Raw genomic sequence first — 25,654 nt, 5'->3', positions numbered from 1 at the left:
TTATGAAATTAAAAATCAATTTAAGGAATATTCTATCCGTAAAAATTCATAAAATAGTCCTTTTACTTCTCGCTTTATGCATTTATAACACTGCGTACGGGCAAAATCAGCGGATAAGTGTATACGGCAACAATCAATCTTTGCAAAAAGTATTCGAACAGATAGAGCTACAGACTCAACTGAGTATTACATACAATCAGACCAGACTGGATGTAAATAAGAAGATTAAAGAGAACTTTGTAGACAAGGAACTGTCCTTTGTAATGGATGCTCTTTTGAGAAATACCGGATTTACTTGCCGTTATGAGGCTGAGCATATTGTTATTACTCCCGTTGAGCAGAAAAAAGAGAAAGCTGTTGCCAGGCAAGCTGCTCAAATGAAAAAGATAACTGGTAAAGTTACGGGTGTTACGGGTGAACCTCTTATAGGAGCAAATGTACTTGCCGTAGGTGGTAAGCAGGCCACGATCACCAATCTTGAAGGAGAATTTTCATTGGAGGTCCCTGAAAACAGTAAGTTGCAGGTTACTTATATCGGTTATTTGCCGCAAGAGGTCAGTATCAATGGAAAAACTCAAATCGTTATTCAGTTGAAAGAAGATTCACAATTGATGGATGAAGTAGTGGTTGTCGGCTTCGGAACACAAAAGAAGGTCAATCTGACGGGAGCGGTTACAGCTGTTAATGTGCAGGAAACATTAGGAGATCGTCCGATAGCGAATATTACGGCGGCCCTGCAGGGAGTTGTTCCCGGATTAAAAATTGAAGGTGCAACCGGTACGCCCGGTGACAATCTATCGTATAATATTCGTGGAACCACTTCTATCAACGGTGGTGGTCCGTTGGTGTTGGTCAATAATGTACCGATGGATATAAATATGATTGATCCGCAGGATATAGAATCGGTTTCTGTTTTGAAGGATGCTGCTTCTGCAGCCATTTACGGGGCACGTGCGGCATTTGGAGTGATCCTTATTACTACTAAACAAGGCAAAAAGGATATGGCGCCTAAATTCAATTATAATAATAATTTCTCGTTCTCCAAAGCATTGGAATTACCTCAAAAAGCAAACCCGTTGGAGTCCGTATTGGCATATAAAGAAATGGGATGGCCCAATGATACATATGTGGATGGCAAGAATATACCTCAGTGGGAAACGTATGTACGTGATTATATGGATAATCCTTCTAAATATCCTCAAGGCTACATTTTCGATGAAAAAGGAAATCTGTTCCTGATGAGAGAAAACGACATGTTTGCGGATATGATGGAAAATTATGGTTTTATGCAAAACCATAGCTTCTCGGTTTCGGGCGGAGGTTCCAGAACGAATTACCGTATCGGTTTGGGATATACCAATGAAGACGGAATCCTGATTACGGATAAGGACCGGTATGAACGTGCCAATCTGTCGAGTTTTCTTAGTGTGGAGGTCAACAAATGGCTGACAACTCAGTTGGATATACGGTATGCTAATTCTACTCAGAACAAAGTGGAACAAGGCGGAAGGAATGGAGTCTGGGGAAGTGCCATGCAGCTTCCTTCTTATCAGAATATCTCGCCTTATGAAGTGGACGGGATTACTTATCCCGCTGAAACTTCCGCTACTTATATTCGCTATGGGGAACCGCGTATCGTTAAAAAAACTGACTTTAGAGCCTTGGGACGCATTATTATTTCACCTCTGAAGAACTTGAAGATAACAGGTGAATATACATACAATAGGGTGACAAATTACAACCGTATGTATGTGAACCAGTATAAATACATAGGAATGAATTTTACTGGTATCCTGAATAATACGGAAAATACCCGGTATGCTCTGACTCAGGGATTTAACAACTACAATGCGATCAACATTTTTGCAAATTACGATTTTTCAATAGGCAATCATAATATAGGGGTGATGGGGGGATTCAATCAGGAAGAGAATCACGCCGAATCACAGTGGACGGAAAGAAAAGATGTATTATTGAGCAACCTGCCGTCCATATCGGGAGCTACCGGAACTACAACGGCTACAGACACATTCAATGAATATGCCCTTAGGGGACTCTTTTACCGTGTTAACTATTCGTACAAAGACCGTTACATGGTTGAAGCCAACGGACGTTATGACGGAACTTCACGTTTCCCTAAAAACAATCGGTTTGGTTTTTTCCCTTCTTTCTCGGGAGGATGGCGCATATCGGAAGAGTCTTTTATGGCAGGAACCCGGAGTGTTCTGTCTAATTTAAAGTTCCGTGCATCTTGGGGATCGATAGGAAATCAGATTATCTTGCTGTCTGATGGCTCGCCGGACAATTATCCGTATATACCGGAAATGGCTCCGGGATTAACTAATTGGTTGGTAGGCGGTAAAAAACCTACGACTCTCTCTACGCCGCCGATGGTCAGCAGTGCGTTTACCTGGGAGAAAGTATATACGCTTGACTTCGGTGTCGACTTCGGATTTTTTGATAACAGGTTGAACGGGACTTTCGACTGGTATCGGCGTGATACGAAAGGAATGTTGGCGCCGGGTATGGATTTGCCTTGGGTGGTGGGAGTAGCTGCTGCCAAGCAAAATGCCGCAGATCTGAAAACCTATGGTTGGGAACTGGAACTCAACTGGAGAGACCGCATTAAAGATTTCAGTTACCGTATCGGATTCAACCTTTACGATTCGCAGAGCGAGATTACCAAGTTCAACAATGAAACCAATTTGTTGGGTACTTATCGGAAAGGGCAGAAGATTGGTGAAATCTGGGGATATGTGACCGATCGTTTTTATAGAGAAGACGATTTCAATGCCGATGGAACTCTTAAAGAAGGCATTCCTATCCCTAAAGGAGCTGGGAAAGTGTATCCGGGAGATGTGCTTTATAAGAATTTTGATGATGATGCCACTACCATTTGGAGTGGAAAAGGGACAGCGGACGATCCGGGCGACCAACGTATTATCGGTAACTCTACGCCGCGTTTCCATTATGGCATCAACGCAGGCTTGAGTTGGAAGGGATTTGATCTTTCCATTTTCCTTCGTGGTGTGGGCAAACGCGACTTTTGGCGTACCGATCAGATTGCATGGCCTACCGCTACATGGGGAAGTTTGTTTAAAGAAACTCTTAATTTCTGGACACCAGAGCATACGGATGCTTATTTTCCGAGAGTATATGCAAACAATGGTGTGAATACCGCTACGAACCGCTGGAAGCAAACCAAATATCTGGCCAATGCGGCTTATGTGAAACTGCAAAACATCACTTTATCCTATACATTGCCTAAGGTATGGACTAAGCAGATTTACTTTGACGAAGTCAAGGTCTTTTTTAGTGGGGAGAACCTTCATACATGGGATCATTTGCCGGAGGGCTTAGAGTCGGATATGCTTTCAAAGGGAGCATGGGAATACCCGTTTATGAAGAAATTTTCACTTGGATTTAATGTCACATTCTAAATAACCGAAATAGTATGAAGAAATATACATTTGCCCTGTTTATATTCTGTGCGATCGCTTTGACCGGTTGCTTGAACAATGATTTTATGGAAAGGTATCCGTTGGGCAATCCGACGGAAGAGACGGCCTTTGTGACGTATGATAACTTCAAGGCGTATGCTTGGGGACTGTATGAAACACTTCCTACATTAGGATATGGTGATACTTCGACGGATGACATTTCATACAATCAAACGCGGGGAAGCAGCGAAAGCAACTGGATCAGGGGGCTGGTTACTGTGCCCGATAAGCGTGACGGCACAGCTTGGAACTATTATGGCTTTATCCGCCGTGTCAATCTGATGCTGGGGCGTATAGACGCTTCTCAAATGACTGAAGTAGAGAAAGCGCATTGGAAAAGTGTCGGATACTTCTTTCGTTCATACCGCTACTTCTCACTGTTGTCCGCTTACGGCGGGATACCTTGGATTGACCGGGTACTGAGTGATAATGATACGGAGTTGATCAATGGTCCCCGTGCTTCCAGAGACGAAATAGCGAAGCATATCCTTGAGGATCTGCAATATGCCGAACAACATATCAACGTCAATGGTGATGGCGAAAATACGATTAATAGAGCTGTCGTACAGGCTTTTATGTCCCGTTTTTGTATTTTTGAAGGCACATGGAGGCGGTATCACGGATTGAATGATGCCGATATTTATCTGAAAGAATGTAAACGGGTGTCTGCCGAGGTCATGAAGTCTTATCCGGAAATTTGCAACAACTACGACGATCTGTTTTGTTCGCTTGATTTGAAAGACGTACCGGGAGTTATACTCTATCGTGAGTTCTCAAATGCGGAAAATGTTGTACATGCTGTCAGCATTGGAGGAACAACCGGAGCGTCTTACTATAATCCGACCCGTGATTTGGTGGACAGTTATCTTTGTTCGGATGGTAAAACCCGTTGGAACAGTCCGCTTTTCCAAGGAGACAAAGATATGTACAGTGAGTTCAGTTGCCGGGATCATCGACTTTGGCTGCAAGTGACCCCTCCTTTCAGAGTAGATCGTTCGGCTTCTACCGATGCGTGGGGTAACAAGTGGAAGTTCACCGATGTCGCTAAGGACAGGAGTTTCATCGATAGCTTGAATATCCGGTTAGGAATAGGGTATGGAAGTGGCAAAGAGAGACAGAAGACACTGCCTTTCCGCCAAGGGTATGACGGAGGTATTCTGGGAGCAGTTCCACATTTCGATTTCTATTTGGAGAATCAGCCTTGGTACAAGTCTGCATTTGGGTATAATAATTGGAAGTATTATTGTACTTACCTGTCGATGGGATCGCAGCGAAATGAAGAGACCGATATGCCACTGTTCAGGGTGGAAGAGGTGATGCTGAATTATGCCGAGGCAATGTGTGAGTTGGGTGAATTCGATCAGTCGGTAGCCGATCAGACGATCAATAAACTGCGTAGCCGTGCCAACGTAGCGTCTATGAAGGTGGCGGAAATCAATGCCGGTTTCGATCCTAAACGTGATTTGGGAGACCCTTCTTATCCGGGTGATTATGCTGTCGATCCTTTATTGTGGGAGGTCCGTCGCGAACGGCGTATCGAGTTATTCTCCGAAGGGTTCAGGTTTGATGATCTGCGGAGGTGGAAAAAGTGCCATTACGCATTAAAGAAGAAGCTGGGTATGTACGTCAAAGCATCGGATTTTCCGGCCGGAACGAAGGTGACGATTGACGGAGGAGGTGTAGAGGGATATCTTGAATTCCATCCTGTACAAACCCATACTTGGTCCGAATATTATTATCTGAATCCTATTCCACGTAATGAAAGGGTGCTGAATCCTCAGTTAACCCAAAATCCGGGTTGGGATGACGGAGTAAAGTAGGAACTTTTCCTGATTGACAAATGGTTTTAACCGTGTGATAAGAGACTGTCCGTAGAAATTCTTATCTTTGGGCTGTTTCTTGTCACACTATAAATACTATGTTTAAATGAAATACCTGATTTTAATACTGTTTTTCCTCGGTTCGCACGCCATCCGCCTATGCGGACAAATCATCTTGCCTACACCTGACTACCTTGAAAAAGCCAATGGACAGTTGCAGTTCCAAGGCGCCATACGGATGCATGCTCAAGATACTTCCGCTTCTTTCCTACGTTTGTTTTATGAAAAACTGATACCGGAAAGTGATATGGAATGGTGTGGAGAGAAGGAGTATAGCCAAATCTGCTGGGAGAAAGATACTACACTTCCGGCAGAGGGATATCGCATTCTTGTTACTCCTGCGAAAATAACTGTTTGTGCGGCAGATAACGCCGGTTTTATTTATGCCATTCAGAGCCTGAGACAATGGAGTATACGGGAAGGAAACAAGCTGATATTCCCTTGTGTAGAAATTACTGACTTTCCGCGGGTGAAATGGCGTAGCTTTATGCTGGATTCGGGACGTCAGTACCAGAAGGTCTCTACCATCAAGAAGTATATCGATATGGCTTCGATGCTGAAAATGAATTATTTTCATTGGCATCTGACCGAGGGCCTCGGCTGGCGTATCGAGATAAAACGCTATCCGCTCCTGACTCGGATCGGAGCTTTCGTAGGACAGGGACCGGAGCAACAGGGCTTCTACTCTCAGGAAGAGGTGAAAGAGATTGTCGGCTATGCGGCGGATCGAGGCATTACGGTTGTTCCCGAGATCGACATGCCCGGACATGCCGAGGCGGCGCTCAATGCGTATCCTGGGTTGGGATGTTTCAACATTCCGGTGAAAGTACCCCAAAGCGGTTTTACACAGAATATTTTTTGCGCGGGCAAAGATAATACACTCACTTTCCTGCAGAATGTACTGGACGAAGTGTGCCGGATGTTTCCGTCCGTCTATATTCATCTCGGAGGCGATGAAGCACCTAAAGGAAACTGGGATAAATGTATGGATTGCCAGGCACGGATTGCGAAAGAAAAATTAAAGGGTAGCCATGACCTGCAATTATGGTTTTCGGCCCAAATGGCAGATTACCTGAAGCGGAAAGGGCGAAAGGCAATCTTTTGGGGAGATGTGATTTATAAAGACGGTTATCCGTTGCCGGATAATGTGGTTATACAGTGGTGGAACTGGAGAGGACATAAGGATCTGGCTTTGAAGAACGCTGTCAGGCATAATTACCCGGTGATTTGCGGTACGAACTATTACACCTATCTCAACTTTCCCCTAACTCCTTGGAGGGGATACGACAAGGACCGCACTTTCGATCTGGAGGACGTATATCTGCATAATCCGTCCTATAGGCGGCAGGAAGAAAATCCACTGATCCTCGGAATGAGTTCTGCATTGTGGACAGACGATGGAGTGACGGAAGATAGGATTGACCGTCGTGTCTTTCCGCGTATTCTCGCACTTGCCGAACAAATGTGGTATTCCGGCAAACCGTTAAGTTTCGATGAGTTTTACGGTAAAGTTCTTCTGAAACAGCCATGGTTCGAACGGCAGGGATATGCATTCGGTCCTGCCTTGAAAAAAGAGGTAGATGTAAACTATAAATGGGACTAAAAAAAGAAACCAATCATGAAAAGAATAGAAATCTATATCGGACTATCTATATTTGCTTTATCGGCCAAAAGCCAGGTGAAAGAATCTCGACCCAATGTCATATATATCATTATGGATGATTTGGGTTACGGGGATATCGGTTGTTATGGTTCGGAGAAAATAGAAACGCCGAACATCGACCGTTTGTGTAAAGACGGCATCAGTTTCACCCAGCACTATACCGGATCGCCTGTTTCGGCACCGGCACGCTGTGTGCTGATGACAGGTATGCATTCGGGACATGCACAGATACGGGCCAATGATGAAATGGCATACCGGGGAGCTATCATGAACTATGACTCCATGTATGTGCATCCGAGTCTGGAGGGACAGTATCCTCTGAAGGCCAATACGATGACTATCGGAAGGATGATGCAGCAGGCGGGGTATGTCACCGGATGTTACGGGAAATGGGGATTGGGTGCTCCGGGATCGGAGGGTACTCCCAATAAACAGGGATTCGACAGTTTTTACGGATATAACTGTCAGCGGCAAGCGCACAGTTACTATCCGGCCTTTCTGTATAAGGATGAAGACCGTGTATATCTGAACAATAAAGTGCTCGACCCTCACACTGCCCGGTTGGATCCCGGAACAGATCCCCGCGATGAAGCCAGTTATGCCAAATTTTCACAGAAGGAGTATGCCAATGACCTTATTTTTGATGAGCTGATTTCGTTTGTCGGACAGAACAAGAAGAAGCCTTTCTTTTTGATGTGGACTACTCCGCTTCCGCATGTGTCATTACAGGCACCGGAGAAATGGGTGAAACACTATGTCGAAAAGTTTGGAGACGAGGCGCCTTACACCGGGAAAGCCGGATATATGCCTTGTCGGTATCCGCATGCTACTTATGCTGCCATGATCAGTTACTTCGACGAACAGATAGGCAGATTGATAGAGAAACTCAAGGCAGATCATTTGTATGACAATACTATCATCATGTTCACTTCCGATAACGGTCCGACCTTTAACGGTGGAAGCGATTCGCCATGGTTCAATAGTGGAGGCCTTTTCAAGTCGGAGTATGGCTGGGGAAAATGTTTTGTACATGAAGGCGGAATACGGATACCCGCCATCGTTACTTGGCCCGGAAAGATCAAGCCTTCCACTCAGACCGACCATATCTGCGGATTTCAGGATGTGATGCCTACCTTGGCGGATATTGCGAAGGTTGATTGTCCGCCGACTGACGGAATCAGTTTCCTACCCACTCTGCTCGGCAAGACCGGAGAACAGAAAGAACATGCATACCTGTATTGGGAATATCCCGATCCGGTGATCGGTCTCAAAGCCATTCGCATGGGTAAGTGGAAAGGAATTGTCAACAACATCCGTAAGGGCAACTCTACAATGGAACTTTATGACTTGGAGAGTGATCTCAGGGAAGAACATGATGTGGCTGCCGAACATCCCGATATCGTCCGCAAGCTGACGAAGCTGATGGAAGAGTCGCACACCGAACCGGAGAACCCCAAATTCAAGTTCTGATCGGCCGCGATCGTCCGAAGCCTTACGGGAAGGTGAGTTCGTGGAGGTTGTCAAAACTCACCACAGAGGGCGAAGAGTAGCACAGAGGCGATTTAAGTTATTGATTATTGGTGAAAAGGCTCTGTGTTACTCTGTGGTAAGAAAAGTTTCGACGCATCCCCTTCCGGAAAGATCAGCAGAGGCCGCCGAAGACGTATAAAAGCGTATAAATATGCCCCTCCGATTGATTTTTTACCCTTATTCTGTCTCTTTGTGCGGATTTTGGTATAATTTTGCCCCGCCCAATAATGAAATAGGATCATGGAACAATACACATTCAGTATAGCGGGTGGCGTGGCACGCAACCCGCTTGTGCGTTTGGCACAACCAGTCACAGTACAAATCGCTACCGGCGAACATATCGCTATCGTAGGACCCAATGGGGGAGGGAAAAGCTTGTTTGTAGACACGCTTTTGGGTAAATATCCTTTGCGTGAGGGTACATTGGACTACGATTTTTCTCCTTCTTCTACCCGGACGGTATATGATAACGTGAAATATATTGCTTTCCGTGACACCTACGGGGCGGCGGATGCCAACTATTACTATCAGCAACGCTGGAATGCCCACGATCAGGAAGATGCCCCCTCTGTGCGGGAGATGTTGGGAGAGATCAAGGATGAAAGACTGAAAGAGGAATTGTTCGAACTCTTCCACATCGAGCCATTGTTGGACAAGAAGATCATCCTTCTTTCCAGTGGCGAATTACGTAAATTTCAACTGACTAAAACCCTCCTGACAGCTCCTCGGGTATTGATTATGGACAATCCTTTTATCGGTTTGGATGCGCCTACCCGTGAATTGCTTTTCTCGCTGCTCGAACGTCTCACCCGCTTGTCATCCGTGCAAATCATTCTTGTGCTTTCGATGCTCGATGATATCCCTTCGTTCATTACCCATGTGATTCCGGTAGAAGACCTGCACGTGCTTCCGAAAATGGAAAGGGAGGCTTATCTGGCTTCATTTTGTGTGACCAATGAGGCCGAAGTTCTGGACGCACTGCAACAGCGTATAGCCGGATTACCTTATGACGGAGCAAACTATGACTCCGAAGAGGTGGTAAAATTAAATAAGGTAAGTATTCGTTATGATGACCGCACCATCCTGAAGGAGCTCGACTGGACAGTCCGCCGGGGTGAAAAGTGGGCATTGAGTGGAGAAAACGGTGCCGGTAAATCTACACTGCTCAGCTTGGTTTGTGCGGACAACCCTCAGTCGTACGCCTGTGACATCAGTCTTTTCGGACGCAAGCGGGGTACGGGCGAAAGCATTTGGGAGATTAAAAAACACATCGGTTACGTCAGTCCCGAAATGCACCGTGCCTATCTCAAAAATCTGCCGGCCATTGAGATTGTGGCTTCCGGATTGCATGACAGCATCGGTTTGTACAAACGCCCGCAGGAAAGCCAGATGGCTGCCTGCGAGTGGTGGATGGATGTGTTCGGCATTGCGGCTCTGAAGGACAAACCTTTTCTTCAGCTGTCGAGCGGTGAGCAGCGCCTGGCATTATTGGCCCGTGCTTTTGTGAAAGATCCGGAATTGCTTATTCTGGACGAGCCGCTGCACGGACTCGATACGTACAATCGCCGGCGGGTGAAAAAGATTATCGAAGCTTTTTGCCGTCGGCAGGACAAGACGATGATTATGGTAACCCATTACGAATCGGAACTTCCTTCTACCATCACCGACCGCCTTTTTCTGAAAAGAAATCGTTGAGCGTGACGGGCGGCAACGCCTGTTTGAGGGTATACTGTTGTTTATCAGTGGATCAATCTTTTTCTGTGGCGCATGGTGATATACACTCTGTTATCTTTTAAACCAACGCCTCCTGCCTTTCAAACCTACGGTCCTTTGGTTTAAAAGGCAGGCATGCCCGTATGCGTGATGGGTGTCCTTCGCCGAAACGGGCTCCACTGATGCCCTTAGCCGTATCTTGCTTTACATCGTTACCGCATTTTCTTTCTGATTTCGGAAGAAGATGATCCGGAACTTATTGCCTTCGGGTGACTTCCGGATCTCGGTTTCCATATCCGTCCGGTTATCTACCGGTTTGCCGTTAATGCGCAGAATCACGTCATTGGCTTGCAGGGCGGTTATTCCCTTTTCGACCTGCACTACCAGTATACCTCGTATTTTGTCGAGTCCCGTGGCCGAACGTTCTCCTTCGGTCGACACCTCTTTCAAGGTTAACCCCTTCCACGAATACGTCTGTACCGTCTCCGGTTTTTCTTCCGGAATTTTGAAAACCGGCAATTCCGGAGTAGCCGCCAAAGCTTTCAGGTGTGGGCATTGTACGCCGAAATGCTCCATATCGAAATTCCGGAAACCCGTCTTCAAGGCAGGCGAATTTTCTCTTACCCGGTAGTCTCCTTTTTCCGGAGTGATGAAGAGCGGATCACCGTAAAGTGAATGAAGGTCCGTCCCTCTCTTTTGCGCCTGTTCCAGTCCTTGCTCGGTGACAAAAAAGTTAGTGTCTGTTTCCTTTCCCCATTCATTTACCTGAATGGGGCGATAGGGAGTCGTGACGATGTTGTGACGGAAAATGTCTTGAGAGTTTGCAAACCAAACGTGCGGATGGAATGTGTTGTTGACCATAATGTTGTTTTCTACCGTTCGTGCGAAGCCTTCGCGCAATTTCAATCCTCCGTGTAGGCAGAGGTTGTTGTAGATGTGATAGTTGGAAGAACCGTCGTCCAGATCGATGTCCCATCCGTGGTCGCATCTCCAGCGGTTGTTGCGGATGACAGTCGTTTCGGTAGCGTCCCGGAATACCATTTGAGGATGTTCTTTCGCGAACTCATCCATCACATTCCGGTCGGGATGCCAATAGCGGTCGCGTCCCCAGGAGTTGAAGGACCCGTGGTCGCCTGTCTCGAGTACGGTGTCGAACACATCGTTTCCTTCTATCATATGTCCTCCCCAGGTACCTTCACTGACGTTGATGCCGGCACGGGGTAGGTCGTAAATACTGTTGTTACGGATGGTGATTCGTGCGGACATAGATAGCTGGATACCGGCTCCCTGCTTTTCTATCTCTCCGATCGAGTGAATCAGATTGTCGTCCACCAGACAGTCTGAGGGATAGTCGGGGGTGAGGGGGCCTGTCCCTTTATCCATCTCCTCCCAGGTTTGTGACTTTCCGTACTCGAACAGGGGAGAGCGGACAGCATCCGGAGAGCCGACAAAGCAAACGGCACTGGCTCCTACACGGGTGATGTGATTTTGGCTGACACGGTGGTTGCGGTTATAGTTGGAGAAGAAGATGGCATTGCCTCCGACGTCGTGCAGGCAACATCCGGTCACGGAGCACTCTTCGGCGTTTTCAATCATCAGGGCTCCTCCCCGGTAGATTTTCCAGTCACTGCGCAATAGGGGTTCGTCGGTCTTCATAAAGGTGCGCAGGGTTTGTGTCAGTTCTAAATGGTCTACGGATACGTGACGGACCGGACTTCCGGGTTTCCCTTTCAGGACGAAGAGACTTTCTACCTGCGGCACTTCGAACAAGGCGGTTTGCAGATTGAGTTCTCGTGGCGGATAGAAATAGAGTGTATGGGTTTCTTTATCAAAATACCATTCCCCTTCGGCATCCAACTCTTCAAAGATGTTTTCTACCATGCGGTAAGTGTCGTGCATACCCATCTGGCGGTTGTTCTGAAATCCGCCTTTCAGTATCAGTTCGCCCTTGGCGTCTTTGCCTTCGATGCTGTATTGGTAGCCTCCCCATTCTCTGCTGTGCATGGCGTGCAGATAACCTCCCGCGGGGTTGCTCCAGTTTTTCACACGTTCGGGCGAGCAGGCGTCAGCTGCATATCCGTTGAAGATGCGTATATTCGGATCAAAATTCGGATACCGTGCCGATATCTGTTTTTTTCCGTTCACAAAGAGCTGGTCGGGGATCAGTTCTTCTTCCACTTGGGCCTGCATGATACCGTTTTTATACTCTTTCCAACACAGGTTCCGGAGTATACGCGAACCACTGATGACCGCCTTTTGTCCGGGATACGAAGAAAAACGGACCGGATGTTCGGGTGTGCCCGAAGTCTCGTTTGTGATAAGAATCGGAGTGGACAGGTAGTTGGTGCCTTCGCAGTAGATGGTGATGGAACGCCGGCCGGCCTGCCGTGAGGCCTTTTTCCAGGCATATTCTAAAGTAGCCATCGGCTTTTCCGCTGTTCCGGGATGATGGTCGCTGCCCGAAGGTGATACATAGAGTGTTATCTCTGTTTGGGCGGATAGCAGACCGGATACGAATAGTAGTAATGGAAAAAAGAGTTTTCTCATGTGTTGTTCATTTAGGAATTAAATAAAAAGGTTACTTACAGTGCACAAAGGTAACTTTTCTCAGCATACTTCAGCATAGATATTTAGAAAAAGTTTCGTGAACTTTGTACTCAGTACAAATGTTCTATAGTAAACACCTAAAGAAAGGAGAGTTGAATGAAAAAGATTGTATTGCTCCGTCATGGAGAAAGTGCATGGAACAAAGAGAACCGTTTTACCGGTTGGACAGATGTCGATCTGACAGAAAAAGGAATTGCCGAAGCTTGTAAAGCAGGCGAACTACTGAAAGAGAATGGATTTAACTTCGATAAAGCTTATACGTCATACCTTAAACGAGCGGTGAAAACGCTGAATTGCGTACTCGACTGGATGGATCAGGACTGGATTCCGGTAGAGAAAAGCTGGCGCCTGAATGAAAAACATTACGGCGATCTGCAAGGACTGAACAAAAGCGAAACAGCCGCCAAATACGGGGATGAACAGGTGCTTATCTGGCGCAGGAGTTATGATATAGCTCCTAATGCCCTGTCGGAAGACGATCCGAGAAATCCCCGCTTTGAGAATCGTTATCAGGAAGTACCCGATGCGGAACTTCCCCGGACGGAATCTCTGAAAGATACCATCGAACGTATCATGCCTTATTGGAAGTGTATCATCTTCCCGAATCTGAAAACGGCTGATGAAATTCTGGTTGTTGCCCACGGAAATAGTTTGCGCGGCATCATCAAGCACTTGAAGCACATCTCCGATGAAGAGATCGTAAAACTGAATCTGCCGACTGCCGTCCCTTACGTATTTGAGTTCAGTGACGAACTGAATCTGGAAAAAGACTATTTCCTGGGTGATCCCGAAGAAATCCGTAAGTTGATGGAAGCGGTTGCCAACCAGGGAAAGAAAAAATAAGAGGAGAGAGACCTCGTAAAGGAATAAAAATGAATCAGGTTCACCACAGAGGACACAGAGTTTTAATCTCTTGTTTATATGGATGTTTAAGAGAAAGATATTCTCTGCGTCCTCTGTGTCCTCTGTGGTGAATCAAACTCAAAACCATTACAATTATGAATAAAATAATAGAACTGTTGGGAAATCAGGCTGAATATTACCTGAACCACACTTGCAAAACCATTGATAAATCACTGATTCACGTACCGTCACCGGATACAATCGATAAGATATGGATTGACTCTGACCGTAACATACAGACTTTGCGCAGTTTGCAGACATTGCTGGAGCATGGTCGTCTGGCAAACACCGGATATGTATCCATTCTTCCGGTCGATCAGGACATCGAACATACGGCCGGAGCTTCGTTCGCTCCGAATCCGATTTATTTCGATCCGGAAAACATTGTGAAGCTTGCCATCGAAGGCGGTTGTAATGCGGTTGCATCCACTTTCGGCAATCTGGGTGCTGTTGCCCGAAAATATGCGCATAAGATACCGTTTGTAGTAAAACTGAACCATAATGAGTTGTTGTCTTATCCCAATACTTACGATCAGGTTTTGTTTGGCACCGTCAAGGAGGCTTGGGAAATGGGGGCAGTGGCTGTAGGTGCTACTATCTATTTCGGTTCCGAACAGAGTCGCCGCCAATTGGTGGAAATCGCTGAGGCTTTCGATTATGCGCATGAACTGGGTATGGCCACCATCCTGTGGTGTTATCTGCGTAACAACGAGTTCAAGAAAGATGGTATAGACTATCATGCGGCTGCTGACCTTACCGGACAAGCCAACCGTCTGGGAGTTACCATCAAGGCCGATATCGTAAAACAGAAATTGCCGACTAACAATGGTGGTTTCAAAGCGATTCATTTCGGAAAGACGGATGAAAGAATGTATACCGAGCTGACTACGGACCATCCGATCGATCTTTGCCGCTATCAGGTGGCCAATGGATATATGGGACGTGTCGGGCTGATCAACTCCGGTGGAGAGTCACATGGAGCATCCGACCTGAAGGATGCTGTCGTTACGGCAGTAGTAAACAAACGTGCCGGCGGTATGGGATTGATCAGCGGACGTAAAGCTTTCCAGAAACCCATGAACGAAGGAGTGGAGTTACTTCACGCCATTCAGGATGTCTATCTGGATGCGTCTGTCACCATTGCCTGATAGAGAGGGTGTAGCTATCCGACAGACAGGGTGTAACCATGCAGTCCGGATGGCTACACCCTAACTGGCGGATGGCTACACCTTACTGCTTTTTCCTTATTTTCTCTTTATACTGAGTCGGTGTTTCTCCGGTATATTGCTTAAATGATGTACTGAAATAGCGGGATGTTGTAAATCCTATCTTTTCTGCTATCTCTGTGAAAGTGAGATCGGTGGTTGATATCAGTTGGATGGCCTTTTCCATACGGAATTTATTGATGTAATCGTTGGCTCCCATATTGGTCATTGCTTTTAGTTTGTTATAGAGTGAGGCGCGGCTCAACCCCATCTCCGTGCAGAGGAATGTGACGTCCAGTTCGGGACTGTCCAGATGGTCGGTGATCAACTGGTTCAGCTTCCGCAGGAAAGTTTCATCGGGTTGGCTGAGTTCCTCCTTGACAATATTCGGACTGCTTGCTATTTCGGCAGGTGCTTTGCTTTTTTCGCCGTTGCGGAGACGGTTACGTATCAGTTCTACGATTTGCAGTTCCCGTTCCCCCTTCTCGGTGAACGATGGGAGGAGTTCATTGCTGACATTGACGAGGAATCGAATCTTTTCTTCATATTCCTGTAATTCCCGTTCTTTTAATTCCCATTTCAACCGGTTCTTCCTACGGCGCAAAATGGCGAAGATGATAGCGGTGATGCCTCCCGACACAAATAGTAACAGGCAGATGATGAACCATCCGCTTCGGTACCAGGGAGGGAGTATGGTCAGTGACAGGATCGGACGGAAGGGAGTCCAGTCGCCATTTTGAGTACTGCATGCAGCCTGTATACGGTAGCTGCCTGCCGGTAGTGAGCGGATGACCAGTTCCGGATCGTATGATTCGATCGGTTCGTCATTGAGTCCGTCTATCCGGTAGCGGTATCTTTTTTTCCGGAAGATGTCTTCTTCGTGAGACATCACGCGTAGGGTGATTGCCCGGCTGTCTTGCGGTAGGGTGAGTTTGTCGGGATTTCCTGCCGTCCGGTTCGTGGCCGATTCACCGTTTACACGTACATCGGTCAGTACTACTTCCGGATAGTTGGAGGAAGTTGCCGGGAAGCGGTTATTGATACAGAGTAACCCATTGACACCCCCCATATAGACTTCACCCTTCCCTGAGACGAGCCGGGGCTTGGCAAGATATTCATTCGGAATGACCCCGTCCGATTCACCGAAAAGAATGAACTTCTGGGATTGCAGCATCCAGGCAAATAACATGTGGTCTGCACCAATCCATACTTTTCCCCGATGATCACATATCACCGAACTGGCTTCGCCGAACAGTGAAGTGATCAATGGGTGATATTGCCGGGTCCGGATGCTGTATTGTCCCAACCCTGTATTGCTGCCTATCCAGAAATCACCTTTTTCGTCCATCGAAACGGAGTAGAGCAGTGTATCGCCCGTGCAGCTGAAAAGTTTTTTCAGCCTATTGCCGGTTCGGTCCAGTTCGTAGAGGGTACGACTGTCGTGCAGGTAAGTGAAACGTTCGTTATGCGCAATGGCATTCATACTGCCTGCGATCTCCATACCTTCTTCTTCATTTACTACGCGTATTTTCTGCGAACCGATGTCATACCGGTAAGTATGTCCTGCCAACAAAAGTACGCTGCCCGGTTCGTCCCGGTAGATATTGACCGCCATACCGCTATAGTAAATATATTGTTTGAGGTCGGGATGGTCTATAGGTAGCGGTTTCCGCTTACCGTTCTCTTTGTTATAAACAAACAATCCCTTGGAAAAGACCGATAAAAGGATGGATTCTCGGGTAAATCCGGTGATCGAGACCACTTTGTCACCCCAGGTAGAACGGTCGTGACGGAACTCTTCGGTGACAGGGTCGAGGCTGTTGACACCCCCACCATCCGTACCTATCCAGATTCGTCCGTTCGGTTCGTCTTGATACAGACTCAGCACGGTGGGGTCACTCAGACCTTGGGTGCTTCCGGGAAAGACATCGGTATAGGTCTTCATGGACACTTCTCGGATATTGATCAATCCTTTGCGGATACTGCCTGCCCACATGTTATTGTAATTGTCATTGTAGAGTGACAAGATGGAGTTAACCGGAAGCGAATAATTATCTCCCGGAATATGTTCGAGTACTGTGATTCGATGGCTGTCCGGGTGTATGATGTTGATACCTCCTCCGTCTGTACCGACCCAGATGTGTGAGTCCCGTTCAGCCATGCTCAGCACCACGTTGTTGCTGAGCCCGGAATTGTCGGTGGTGTACGAGGCCAGCAGTCGGCCTTCGGGGTTGAAGCAGCGGAGTCCTTCATTATAAGGAGCCAGCCAGATGCGGTTGTGAGAATCGATCAGGAGTGCCATGATCTCCTTTCCGCAGTCGAAAGGGGGGAAACGGCGTTCGCCCGAACGGAGATTGATCAGTCGGAGCCCTTGCCAACGGCTGCAACAGAGCAGCGTCTCTTCGTCCCACCGACTGATGGCGGAGATAGCGAAATAAGGATCGGAACTAAAATCCAGCAGGAGTTTTATCGAGCGGCTGTCATAGTCGTAGCGATAGATGCGGTTGCGTCCGCCGAAGATTACCCCTTGTTCTGTCAGGCAGGCAGAGTAGGCGAGGATCGGATGCCCCCGATCGTCTCGCGGAATGGCGAAATCGTCACTTGACCTGCGATATTGCGCTATTCCACCGTCTGTCAGTATCCATATATTATGTTGAATATCTTCGGTAATTTGATGGATGTAGTTGTGCGGTAACGAATGCACGTCCTCTTGCCGGTGGACATATTTTTTCAGCTTTTGTCCGTCAAATCGTCCCAATCCTGCATTGGTTCCTATCCATACAAATCCTTTTGGCTCGGTATAGACACAACGTACGGTAGAGGGAAGTCCCTCCTTCAGGGAAATTTGTTTATAGTAGTAATGGCTGGCTTTCAGCGGGAGGCAACAGACAGTAAAAAGTACGGTCAGCCAGGTCAGAAAGCCGGTATATGGATTGTTTTTCATGGATGTATTTCTATCACGTTACCGGCAAAAGTAACAGTTTGCATAGACGTGACCAAAAAAATGGAAATAAAATCTTATCTTTGCACTGTCTTGTTTTCCTGCCTGTCTTCTCTTCCTGATTCTGTGGAAGAAGAGGCGGGGGCGAGGCTTCCCTTGTAACTCTAATTAATTAAACCATGAACAAGAAACTACTATCCCGTTTAGCTCCCGGTTTGTTTGCCGTTGTGCTATTCACAGCCTGCCGCCCGGCAGCCACCGTAAAGGGTAATTTGGACGTAATCCCTCAACCCCAGGAGATTGTCCTTGCCCAAGACACCACTCCCTTTGTTATCGACCGCAGCACTACGATTGTCTATCCGGCAACTAACGAAAAGATGCATCGCACCGCTGAGTTTCTGGCTGCTTTTATTAAGGAAATGACCGGAACTGAGGTTCGTGTATCGGACAAAGAGAAAAGCAGCAATGCCATTATTCTTGCTGTAGACTCCACAATGGGGCATCCGGAAGGTTATAAACTTGAAATCACTCCTGAAAAGGTTCTCTTGACGGGAGGCAGTGAAGCCGGTGTCTTTTATGGTACTCAGACCATTCATAAAGCTCTTCCGATCCTGAAAGACGGTAAGGTGGCAGCTGCCCTTCCTGCTGGTACGGTTACCGACTTTCCCCGCTTCCGTTACCGGGGATTCATGATCGATGTAGGCCGTCATTTCTTCCCGGTCAGCTACCTTAAGCAGATGATTGACCTGATGGCACTGCATAACATCAACTACTTTCATTGGCACCTGACCGAAGATCAGGGATGGCGAATCGAAATCAAGAAATATCCCAAACTGACAGAGGTCGGTTCTAAACGAGACTCTACCATTATCGATTGGGAAACCAAGAAATTCGACGGGAAGCCCCATAGCGGATTTTATACACAGGACGAAGCTCGTGAGATTGTTCGCTATGCTGCCGACCGTTTCATTACGGTAGTTCCCGAAATTGACCTTCCGGGACATACCACTGCTGCACTGGCTTCTTATCCGGAACTGGGATGTACAGGTGGTCCGTACAAAGTACTTTGCTCATTCGGTGTCTTCCCCGATGTACTCTGTGCAGGTAATGACCAGACACTTCAGTTCACCAAAGATGTATTGGATGAAATTATGGATATCTTCCCTTCCGAATATATTCATATCGGCGGTGACGAATGTCCGAAAAGCCGTTGGGAGAAGTGTCCCAAATGTCAGGCTAAAATTAAGGAATTGGGTATCAAAGCCCTGCCTAAACATTCGAAAGAGAATCAGTTGCAAACCTACTTCATGTCCGAGCTGGAGAAAGAAATCAATGCTCACGGACGCCGTATGCTGGGATGGGATGAGGTATTGGAAGGAGGTCTGACTCCGAACTCCACTATCATGTCATGGAGAGGAATCCAGGGAGGAATCGAAGCTGCCCGCCAGCATCATGATGTCATTATGACTCCTATTCAGCGGCTCTATTTCAGTAATCCGCGTATCAATAAAATGACGGGATTCGAATGGATGAACCGTGTATACAACTTTGAACCGGTACCTGTAGAACTGACCGATGCGGAAAAGAAGTTTGTGATTGGTACTCAAGGATGTATCTGGACCGAATGGACAGCCGATTCAACGAAGATGGAGTGGCAGATTCTGCCCCGAATGGCTGCTTTGTCCGAAATACAATGGACATTGCCGGAGCATAAGAACTTTGAGCGTTTCATGGAGCGCCTACCCGAGATGCTGAAGATTTATTCTTCTCTGGATTATGGTTATCGGGAAGATGTATTCGCGGCGGATACCTTGAAGACTCATAAATAAAAGTTCACCACAGATTACACGGATTAACACAGATTATTTAATTCCGTATCAATGAAATTAATTACTTATCTGTGTGAATCCGTGTAATCTGTGGTGAATCTTGTTACCGGTCCGTCCGGATCTTATTTCTCTCCCGGAAGTAACGGGAAGTTCGGGTTAGGTATATGCGATGACTGCATGATAGCCTTCAATTCCGTCACCTTTTCCGGATATTGGTTCAGCACATTGTGTCGTTCCGACGGATCAGAATTGAGATTATAGAGTTCATAATACGGATTCCTGCCACGAACATTCATGTGGACCAGCTTCCACGGTCCTTTGCGTACGGCCTGGCGTCCGTTCATCTCCTGGAATTCAAAGTACAGATATTCATGTTCTTTCTGTCCTTTGCGGTTTTCGAGCAATGGCAGCAGGCTGACACCATCCATTTGCTGATTCTTTGCTTTCGGATTCAGAATTTCACGGAACGTAGGCATTACATCCCAGAACGAACACATGAAGTCGGTTTGAGTACTGGGCTGTACACGTCCCGGCCATGAAATAATCATCGGTACACGGATTCCTCCTTCGTACAAGTCGCGTTTGTATCCGCGCCAGATTCCGTTGCTGTTGAAGAAGTCCGGATCGGCTCCGCCTTCCATGTGCGGACCGTTGTCACTTGCAAAGATGATGATCGTATTGTCATAAACTCCCATCTCTTTCAATTTCTGTACAATCTGACCTACATATATATCCAGACGATAGACCATAGCTGCAAATGTGGCGTGCGGATAGAATTGTGAGCAGTAACCGCCCTTGCGGAATGCGGGATTACCCGGTTCGGTTCCATGGAAAGGTTTTTCGGGATATTTGCCGCGGAACTTCTTTATAATGCTGTCTTCGGGTACAATCAGTTCGGCATGGGGGATGATGGTGGGATACCACATACAGAACGATTCTCCGCTTTTTCCCATCCGATCAAGGAAGTCAAGTGCCTTTGAGTGAATCAGATCCTGAGAATAAGTTCCTTTACCGTACTGTACGTCCAGTGTGTTATCTTTCAGTTCTACCCGTTTGTCATTGTCCCACAGATGATCGGGATAATAGCTGTGTGCCAGTAACTGGCAGTTGTAGCCATAGAACTCGTCGACGCCCTGTTTTTTAGGATCACCCGTAGAACCGATAAAACCGAGTCCCCATTTACCGAAAGCGCCGGTCTTGTATCCTGCGTTCTGGAAATCGTGGAAGATGGTTTGGGCATCTGCCGGTAGGGGGAATTGCCCTTCCGGATCGAGTTCTACATTTCCGCGAATGGCCGTATGTCCACTGTGAGTACCGGTCAGTAGGCAAGAGCGCGAGGGGGCGCTGACGGTGGTACCCGAATAACATTGGGTGAAGCGCATTCCTTCCTGAGCCAACTTGTCTATGTTGGGAGTTTCGAACTTCTCTTGTCCGTAACAACTGAGGTCACCAAATCCGAGGTCGTCGGCCAGGATGAAAACAACGTTGGGTCTCTTTTGATCCTGGACTTTGTTTTTTTGTGCAAGCGCCTGTTGTGTTCCTGCTATGCCGACAAGCAACGCGCTACTGAACAATAATTTTTGATTCATAAAAATGTTGGTTGATTAGGTTGGTATTTAGTTCATTTGAAATAGATTCGTTTCTATCTTGTTATGTTTCGGTTCTCGTGAGGTCTTCCGTGTCTGCAAATATACAAATTTCAGCTAAGACTTGTTATCAAGGGCCTTCCGATTTTGTCTATCGGATGTTCAAAAACATCTATTTATGCCTTCTCTATTCTATTATTAGACATTTTCAGAAGAATCATAGTTATTTTTGAACTTGAATGACTGTTAAAACTCTTTATATTTGCACCACTAATTAATCCCTAATAGAAAAACTACTTATGATGAACAATCTACCATCCGGAATCCTCTACTCGCTGACCGGTGCGGCAGCTGTAGCTTCTTTGACTTCATGTGCCACAGGCAAACAGAAAGAAGAGCAAAAACCTCTGAACATTGTTTATATTATGACGGACGATCATACGGCGCAAATGATGAGCTGCTACGATACCCGTTATATGGAAACTCCCAACCTCGACCGCATTGCCCGCGATGGTGTGCGTTTTACGAATTCTTTTGTAGCCAACTCACTGAGCGGTCCCAGCCGTGCCTGCATGATCACCGGCAAACACAGTTGTGCCAACAAATTTTACGACAACACGACTTGCGTGTTCGACAGTGCCCAGCAAACTTTCCCGAAACTGCTTCAGAAAGCCGGTTACCAAACCGCTCTTGTAGGTAAGTGGCACTTAGAGAGTCTGCCATCAGGCTTCAATTATTGGGAGATTGTGCCCGGACAAGGCGACTATTATAATCCCGACTTCATCACACAAGATAACGATACCATTCAGAAACACGGTTATATTACCAACCTGATCACTGATGATGCTATCGATTGGATGGAAAATAAGCGTGACGAGAGCAAACCGTTCTGCTTGTTGATTCATCATAAAGCTATCCACCGTAACTGGATGGCGGATACCTGTAACCTGGCTTTGTACGAGGATAAAACCTTCCCGCTGCCCGATAACTTCTTTGACGATTACGAAGGCCGTCCGGCTGCTGCGGCACAGGAGATGAGTATCGTGAAGGATATGGACATGATTTATGACCTGAAGATGCTGCGTCCGGATAAGGACTCGCGTCTGAAATCGCTTTATCAGAAGTTCCTGGGACGTATGGACGAAGGACAGCGTGCGGCATGGGACAAGTTCTATGGTCCGGTGATCGATGACTTCTACAAGCAAAATCTGAGTGGGAAGGAATTGGCTGACTGGAAGTTCCAGCGCTATATGCGTGACTACATGAAGACTGTGAAGTCACTGGACGACAATGTGGGACGTGTGCTCGACTATCTTGAAAAGAAGGGATTGCTGGACAACACGTTGGTGGTCTATACCTCCGACCAGGGCTTCTATATGGGTGAACACGGTTGGTTCGATAAGCGTTTCATGTATGAAGAGTCCATGCGTACACCGCTGATCATGCGTATGCCGAAAGGATTCGACCGTCGTGGTGACATCACCGAGATGGTTCAGAACATCGACTATGCACCTACTTTCCTCGAACTGGCCGGTGCCCCTGTTCCTGCTGATATACAGGGTATGTCATTGCTTCCATTGCTGAAAGGCGAACAGCCCAAAGACTGGCGGAATGCATTATACTATCACTTCTATGAATATCCGGCCGAGCACATGGTGAAACGTCATTATGGAATACGTACCGAACGCTATAAACTGATCCATTTCTATAACGACATCAATTGGTGGGAACTGTATGATATGCAAGCCGACCCGACGGAAATGCACAATCTGTACGGACAGAAAGAGTATGAACCTGTGGTGAAAGAGCTCAAAGAGCAGATGCTGAAGTTGCAGGAACAATACAATGATCCGGTACGCTTCTCTCCGGAGCGGGATAAAGAATAGAGTTCCTTTTCCCACTCCAAACAGAAATCCATTGACTAAACTGTATGAAACACATTATATATATACTCCTGTTGGCGTTCTGCCCCCTTGCGACGTTACAGGCTGATAACTTAACACCAATCGTTTCTGTAGTTCCCTGCCCGGTACAAATGGTACCGGGTACCGGGAACTTCCGTTTCTCCGGGAGGACTACGCTGATTGTGGAAAATGCGGAACAAGCGGAAGTAGCGCGGAATTTTATAAACCTTTTCACAAAAGCTGCCGGATTCACTCCCGTACTAAAAACGGGAAAGATGAAAGGCGATGTATGCTTTGTCACCGACCCATTGCTGAAAAGCGAGGCTTACAGGTTGAATATCACTCCCGAACGGATTAGAATAGAGGCATCCGATGTGAAAGGATTCTTCTATGCCTTACAGACGATCCGTCAGTTGCTTCCTCCTGATATTGAAAACTCCCGTACGGTAAATGCCATGTGGACGGTTCCTTGTCTGACCATTCAGGATGAACCCCGTTTTGGTTACCGGGGATTAATGCTGGATGTTTCCCGCTTTTTCATTCCTAAAGAGAGTGTGTTGCGAATCATTGACTGCATGGCTATGCTGAAAATCAATAAGCTCCACTTCCACCTGGTGGACGATAACGGCTGGCGACTTGAGATCAAGAAATATCCCCGCCTGACTGAGGTAGGTGCTTGGCGGGTAGACCATACGGACGTACCGTTCCATTCACGGCGGAATCCGTTACCCGGTGAACCCACCCCTGTCGGTGGCTTTTACACTCAAGAGGACATGAAGGAAATGATTGCTTATGCTGCCGATCGTCAGGTAGAGATTATTCCCGAGATAGAGATGCCGGCACATACCAATTCGTCGTTGGCAGCTTATCCCCAACTGGCTTGTCCGGTGGTAGATCAATTTATCGGTGTGTTGCCGGGTTTGGGCGGTGATCATGCCAGTATCATCTATTGTGCCGGAAACGATAGCGTATTTACTTTTTTGCAAAACGTCATCGACGAGGTGGCAGCACTGTTTCCGTCACATTATATTCATTTGGGGGGCGATGAAGCCCAGAAAACTTACTGGAAAAAGTGTCCCCTCTGCCAGGAACGTATGAAGAAAGAGCACCTCGCCCATGAAGAGGACCTTCAAGGTTACTTCATGAAGCGGATAGCCGAATATGTACGCAGCAAAGGCAAAGAGGTGATGGGATGGGACGAGCTGACCAACAGTTTCATTCCCAAAGGTGCTGTCATCTTTGGTTGGCAAGGGATGGGCAATGCGGCTTTGAAAGCTGCCGACCGGGGGCACCGGTTTGTGATGACCCCCGCCCGAGTGATGTATCTGATCCGTTATCAGGGACCGCAATGGTTTGAACCGCTTACTTATTTCGGTAACAATACGCTGAAAGATGTTTATCAGTACGAACCGGTGCAGAAGAACTGGAAACCTGAGTACGCTTCGTTGCTGATGGGGGTACAGGCTTCATTGTGGACTGAGTTCTGTAATCGTCCCGAGGATGTGGACTATCTTGTTTTCCCCCGTTTGGCGGCGCTTGCCGAAGTGGGATGGAGTCGTCCGGAACAGAAAAACTGGGACTTGTTTCTGAAAGCGATGGATCGGTATAATGAACACCTCGATGTGAAAGGTATCGGATATGCCCGCTCGATGTACAATATTCAGCATACCTCGACTCCTGTCGACGGTGCATTACAGATAAAATTGGAATGTATCCGCCCCGATGTGGAAATTCGTTATACAACCGATGGTTCCGAACCGGAAGCAACTTCCACCCTTTACACCCGGCCGTTGGAATTCCATACTGCGCAGACGTTGAAGTGCGCCACTTTCGCCGCCGGCCGCCAGATGGGAAAGACTCTCGTATTACCGTTGTTACACAATAAGGCTACTGCCAAACCGATATTCACTCAAGGAGCTTCCGGAGCATCTGTTTTGACCAACGGAGTGCGGGGTAGCCTGAAGCAAACTGACTTCGAATGGTGCTCGTGGAGTAAGAGTGATTGCATTTCTTTTACATTAGATTTGCAGAAAGACGAAAATATTCATACTTTTACGCTGGGTTCCATTACGGTGTACGGGATGGCAGTTCATAAGCCGGAGTCCATTAGTGTTGCCTTGTCTTCGGACAACGTGAACTTTACGGAAGTGGGAGAGAAGTATTTCACTCCCGAAGAAATTTTCCGTGAAGGAACTTATGTAGACGACTTGAAATTTGATTTGGGAACGGCAAAGGCCAGATATGTACGCGTCACCGCCCGTGGAGCCGGAAAATGCCCTCCCAATCACGTCCGTCCGGGACAGGAAGCACGAATCTTTTTTGACGAAATAATTGTGGAATAAGATTCCGCTTTTACCTCTAAAATCTAAAGGGCGTTGGAACTTATTAAGAAT

At 47.0% G+C, this 25,654-nt stretch carries 13 protein-coding genes; 10 read left to right on the top strand and 3 right to left on the bottom strand.

The features are described from left to right. Window positions 1-2 precede the first annotated feature (2 nt). The 5 genes from FDF36_RS05920 to FDF36_RS05900 all read left to right on the top strand — a co-directional run bounded on the left by FDF36_RS05920 (window position 3) and on the right by FDF36_RS05900 (window position 10,268). Complete coding sequence (locus tag FDF36_RS05920; protein ID WP_220390698.1) at window positions 3-3,440, top strand: SusC/RagA family TonB-linked outer membrane protein; 3,438 nt, start codon at window positions 3-5, stop codon at window positions 3,438-3,440. Between the two features lie 14 nt (window positions 3,441-3,454). After that, the gene (locus tag FDF36_RS05915) at window positions 3,455-5,320 is read left to right on the top strand and encodes a RagB/SusD family nutrient uptake outer membrane protein (protein WP_220390697.1); all 1,866 of its coding nucleotides are present in this window, start codon (window positions 3,455-3,457) and stop codon (window positions 5,318-5,320) included. A 106-nt stretch (window positions 5,321-5,426) separates the two neighbouring features. After that, window positions 5,427-6,983: a beta-N-acetylhexosaminidase gene (locus tag FDF36_RS05910; protein WP_220390696.1), complete on the top strand. Its 1,557-nt coding sequence runs from the start codon at window positions 5,427-5,429 to the stop codon at window positions 6,981-6,983. 15 nt (window positions 6,984-6,998) lie between these two features. Further along, complete coding sequence (locus FDF36_RS05905; RefSeq protein WP_220390695.1) at window positions 6,999-8,513, top strand: arylsulfatase; 1,515 nt, start codon at window positions 6,999-7,001, stop codon at window positions 8,511-8,513. A gap of 300 nt (window positions 8,514-8,813) precedes the next feature. Further along, on the top strand, window positions 8,814-10,268 hold the full coding sequence (locus FDF36_RS05900) for an ATP-binding cassette domain-containing protein (protein ID WP_220390694.1): 1,455 nt from the start codon (window positions 8,814-8,816) through the stop codon (window positions 10,266-10,268). Window positions 10,269-10,490: 222 nt separating this feature from the next. Here the strand turns inward: FDF36_RS05900 and FDF36_RS05895 are convergent, their stop codons facing one another. Then, window positions 10,491-12,833 (bottom strand): PDZ domain-containing protein, encoded by a 2,343-nt coding sequence (locus FDF36_RS05895; RefSeq protein ID WP_220390693.1) that lies wholly within the window; start codon window positions 12,831-12,833, stop codon window positions 10,491-10,493. A 156-nt stretch (window positions 12,834-12,989) separates the two neighbouring features. Between FDF36_RS05895 and gpmA the strand changes: the two genes are divergently transcribed. Further along, window positions 12,990-13,736, top strand: a complete 747-nt coding sequence (gene gpmA / locus FDF36_RS05890; protein WP_220390692.1) for a 2,3-diphosphoglycerate-dependent phosphoglycerate mutase — start codon at window positions 12,990-12,992, stop codon at window positions 13,734-13,736. Window positions 13,737-13,891: 155 nt separating this feature from the next. Beyond that, a complete protein-coding gene (locus FDF36_RS05885) occupies window positions 13,892-14,944 on the top strand; it encodes a class I fructose-bisphosphate aldolase (RefSeq protein ID WP_220390691.1) in 1,053 nt (350 codons plus the stop codon). 82 nt (window positions 14,945-15,026) lie between these two features. Here FDF36_RS05885 and FDF36_RS05880 read toward each other — a convergent pair whose 3' ends face one another. Continuing rightward, window positions 15,027-17,945 (bottom strand): ligand-binding sensor domain-containing protein, encoded by a 2,919-nt coding sequence (locus FDF36_RS05880; protein ID WP_220390690.1) that lies wholly within the window; start codon window positions 17,943-17,945, stop codon window positions 15,027-15,029. Window positions 17,946-18,121: 176 nt separating this feature from the next. Here FDF36_RS05880 and FDF36_RS05875 point away from each other — a divergent pair, with 176 nt between their 5' ends. Next, a complete protein-coding gene (locus tag FDF36_RS05875) occupies window positions 18,122-19,771 on the top strand; it encodes a beta-N-acetylhexosaminidase (protein ID WP_220390689.1) in 1,650 nt (549 codons plus the stop codon). A gap of 122 nt (window positions 19,772-19,893) precedes the next feature. On the opposite strand, the gene FDF36_RS05870 is transcribed toward FDF36_RS05875, so the two are convergent. Then, a complete protein-coding gene (locus tag FDF36_RS05870) occupies window positions 19,894-21,360 on the bottom strand; it encodes an arylsulfatase (RefSeq protein ID WP_220390688.1) in 1,467 nt (488 codons plus the stop codon). A 299-nt stretch (window positions 21,361-21,659) separates the two neighbouring features. Between FDF36_RS05870 and FDF36_RS05865 the strand changes: the two genes are divergently transcribed. Together FDF36_RS05865 and FDF36_RS05860 are read left to right on the top strand one after the other, a co-directional pair. Continuing rightward, a complete protein-coding gene (locus tag FDF36_RS05865) occupies window positions 21,660-23,243 on the top strand; it encodes a sulfatase family protein (RefSeq protein WP_220390887.1) in 1,584 nt (527 codons plus the stop codon). A gap of 44 nt (window positions 23,244-23,287) precedes the next feature. Continuing rightward, a complete protein-coding gene (locus FDF36_RS05860; RefSeq protein ID WP_220390687.1) occupies window positions 23,288-25,603 on the top strand; it encodes a glycoside hydrolase family 20 protein in 2,316 nt (771 codons plus the stop codon). The last annotated feature ends 51 nt before the right edge of the window (window positions 25,604-25,654 follow it).

The organism is Bacteroides fragilis, from assembly GCF_019583405.1.
Classification (GTDB): domain Bacteria; phylum Bacteroidota; class Bacteroidia; order Bacteroidales; family Bacteroidaceae; genus Bacteroides; species Bacteroides fragilis_B.
Note: the sequence above shows the minus strand (reverse complement) of the source record. Positions and strands in the feature narration are given on the sequence as shown.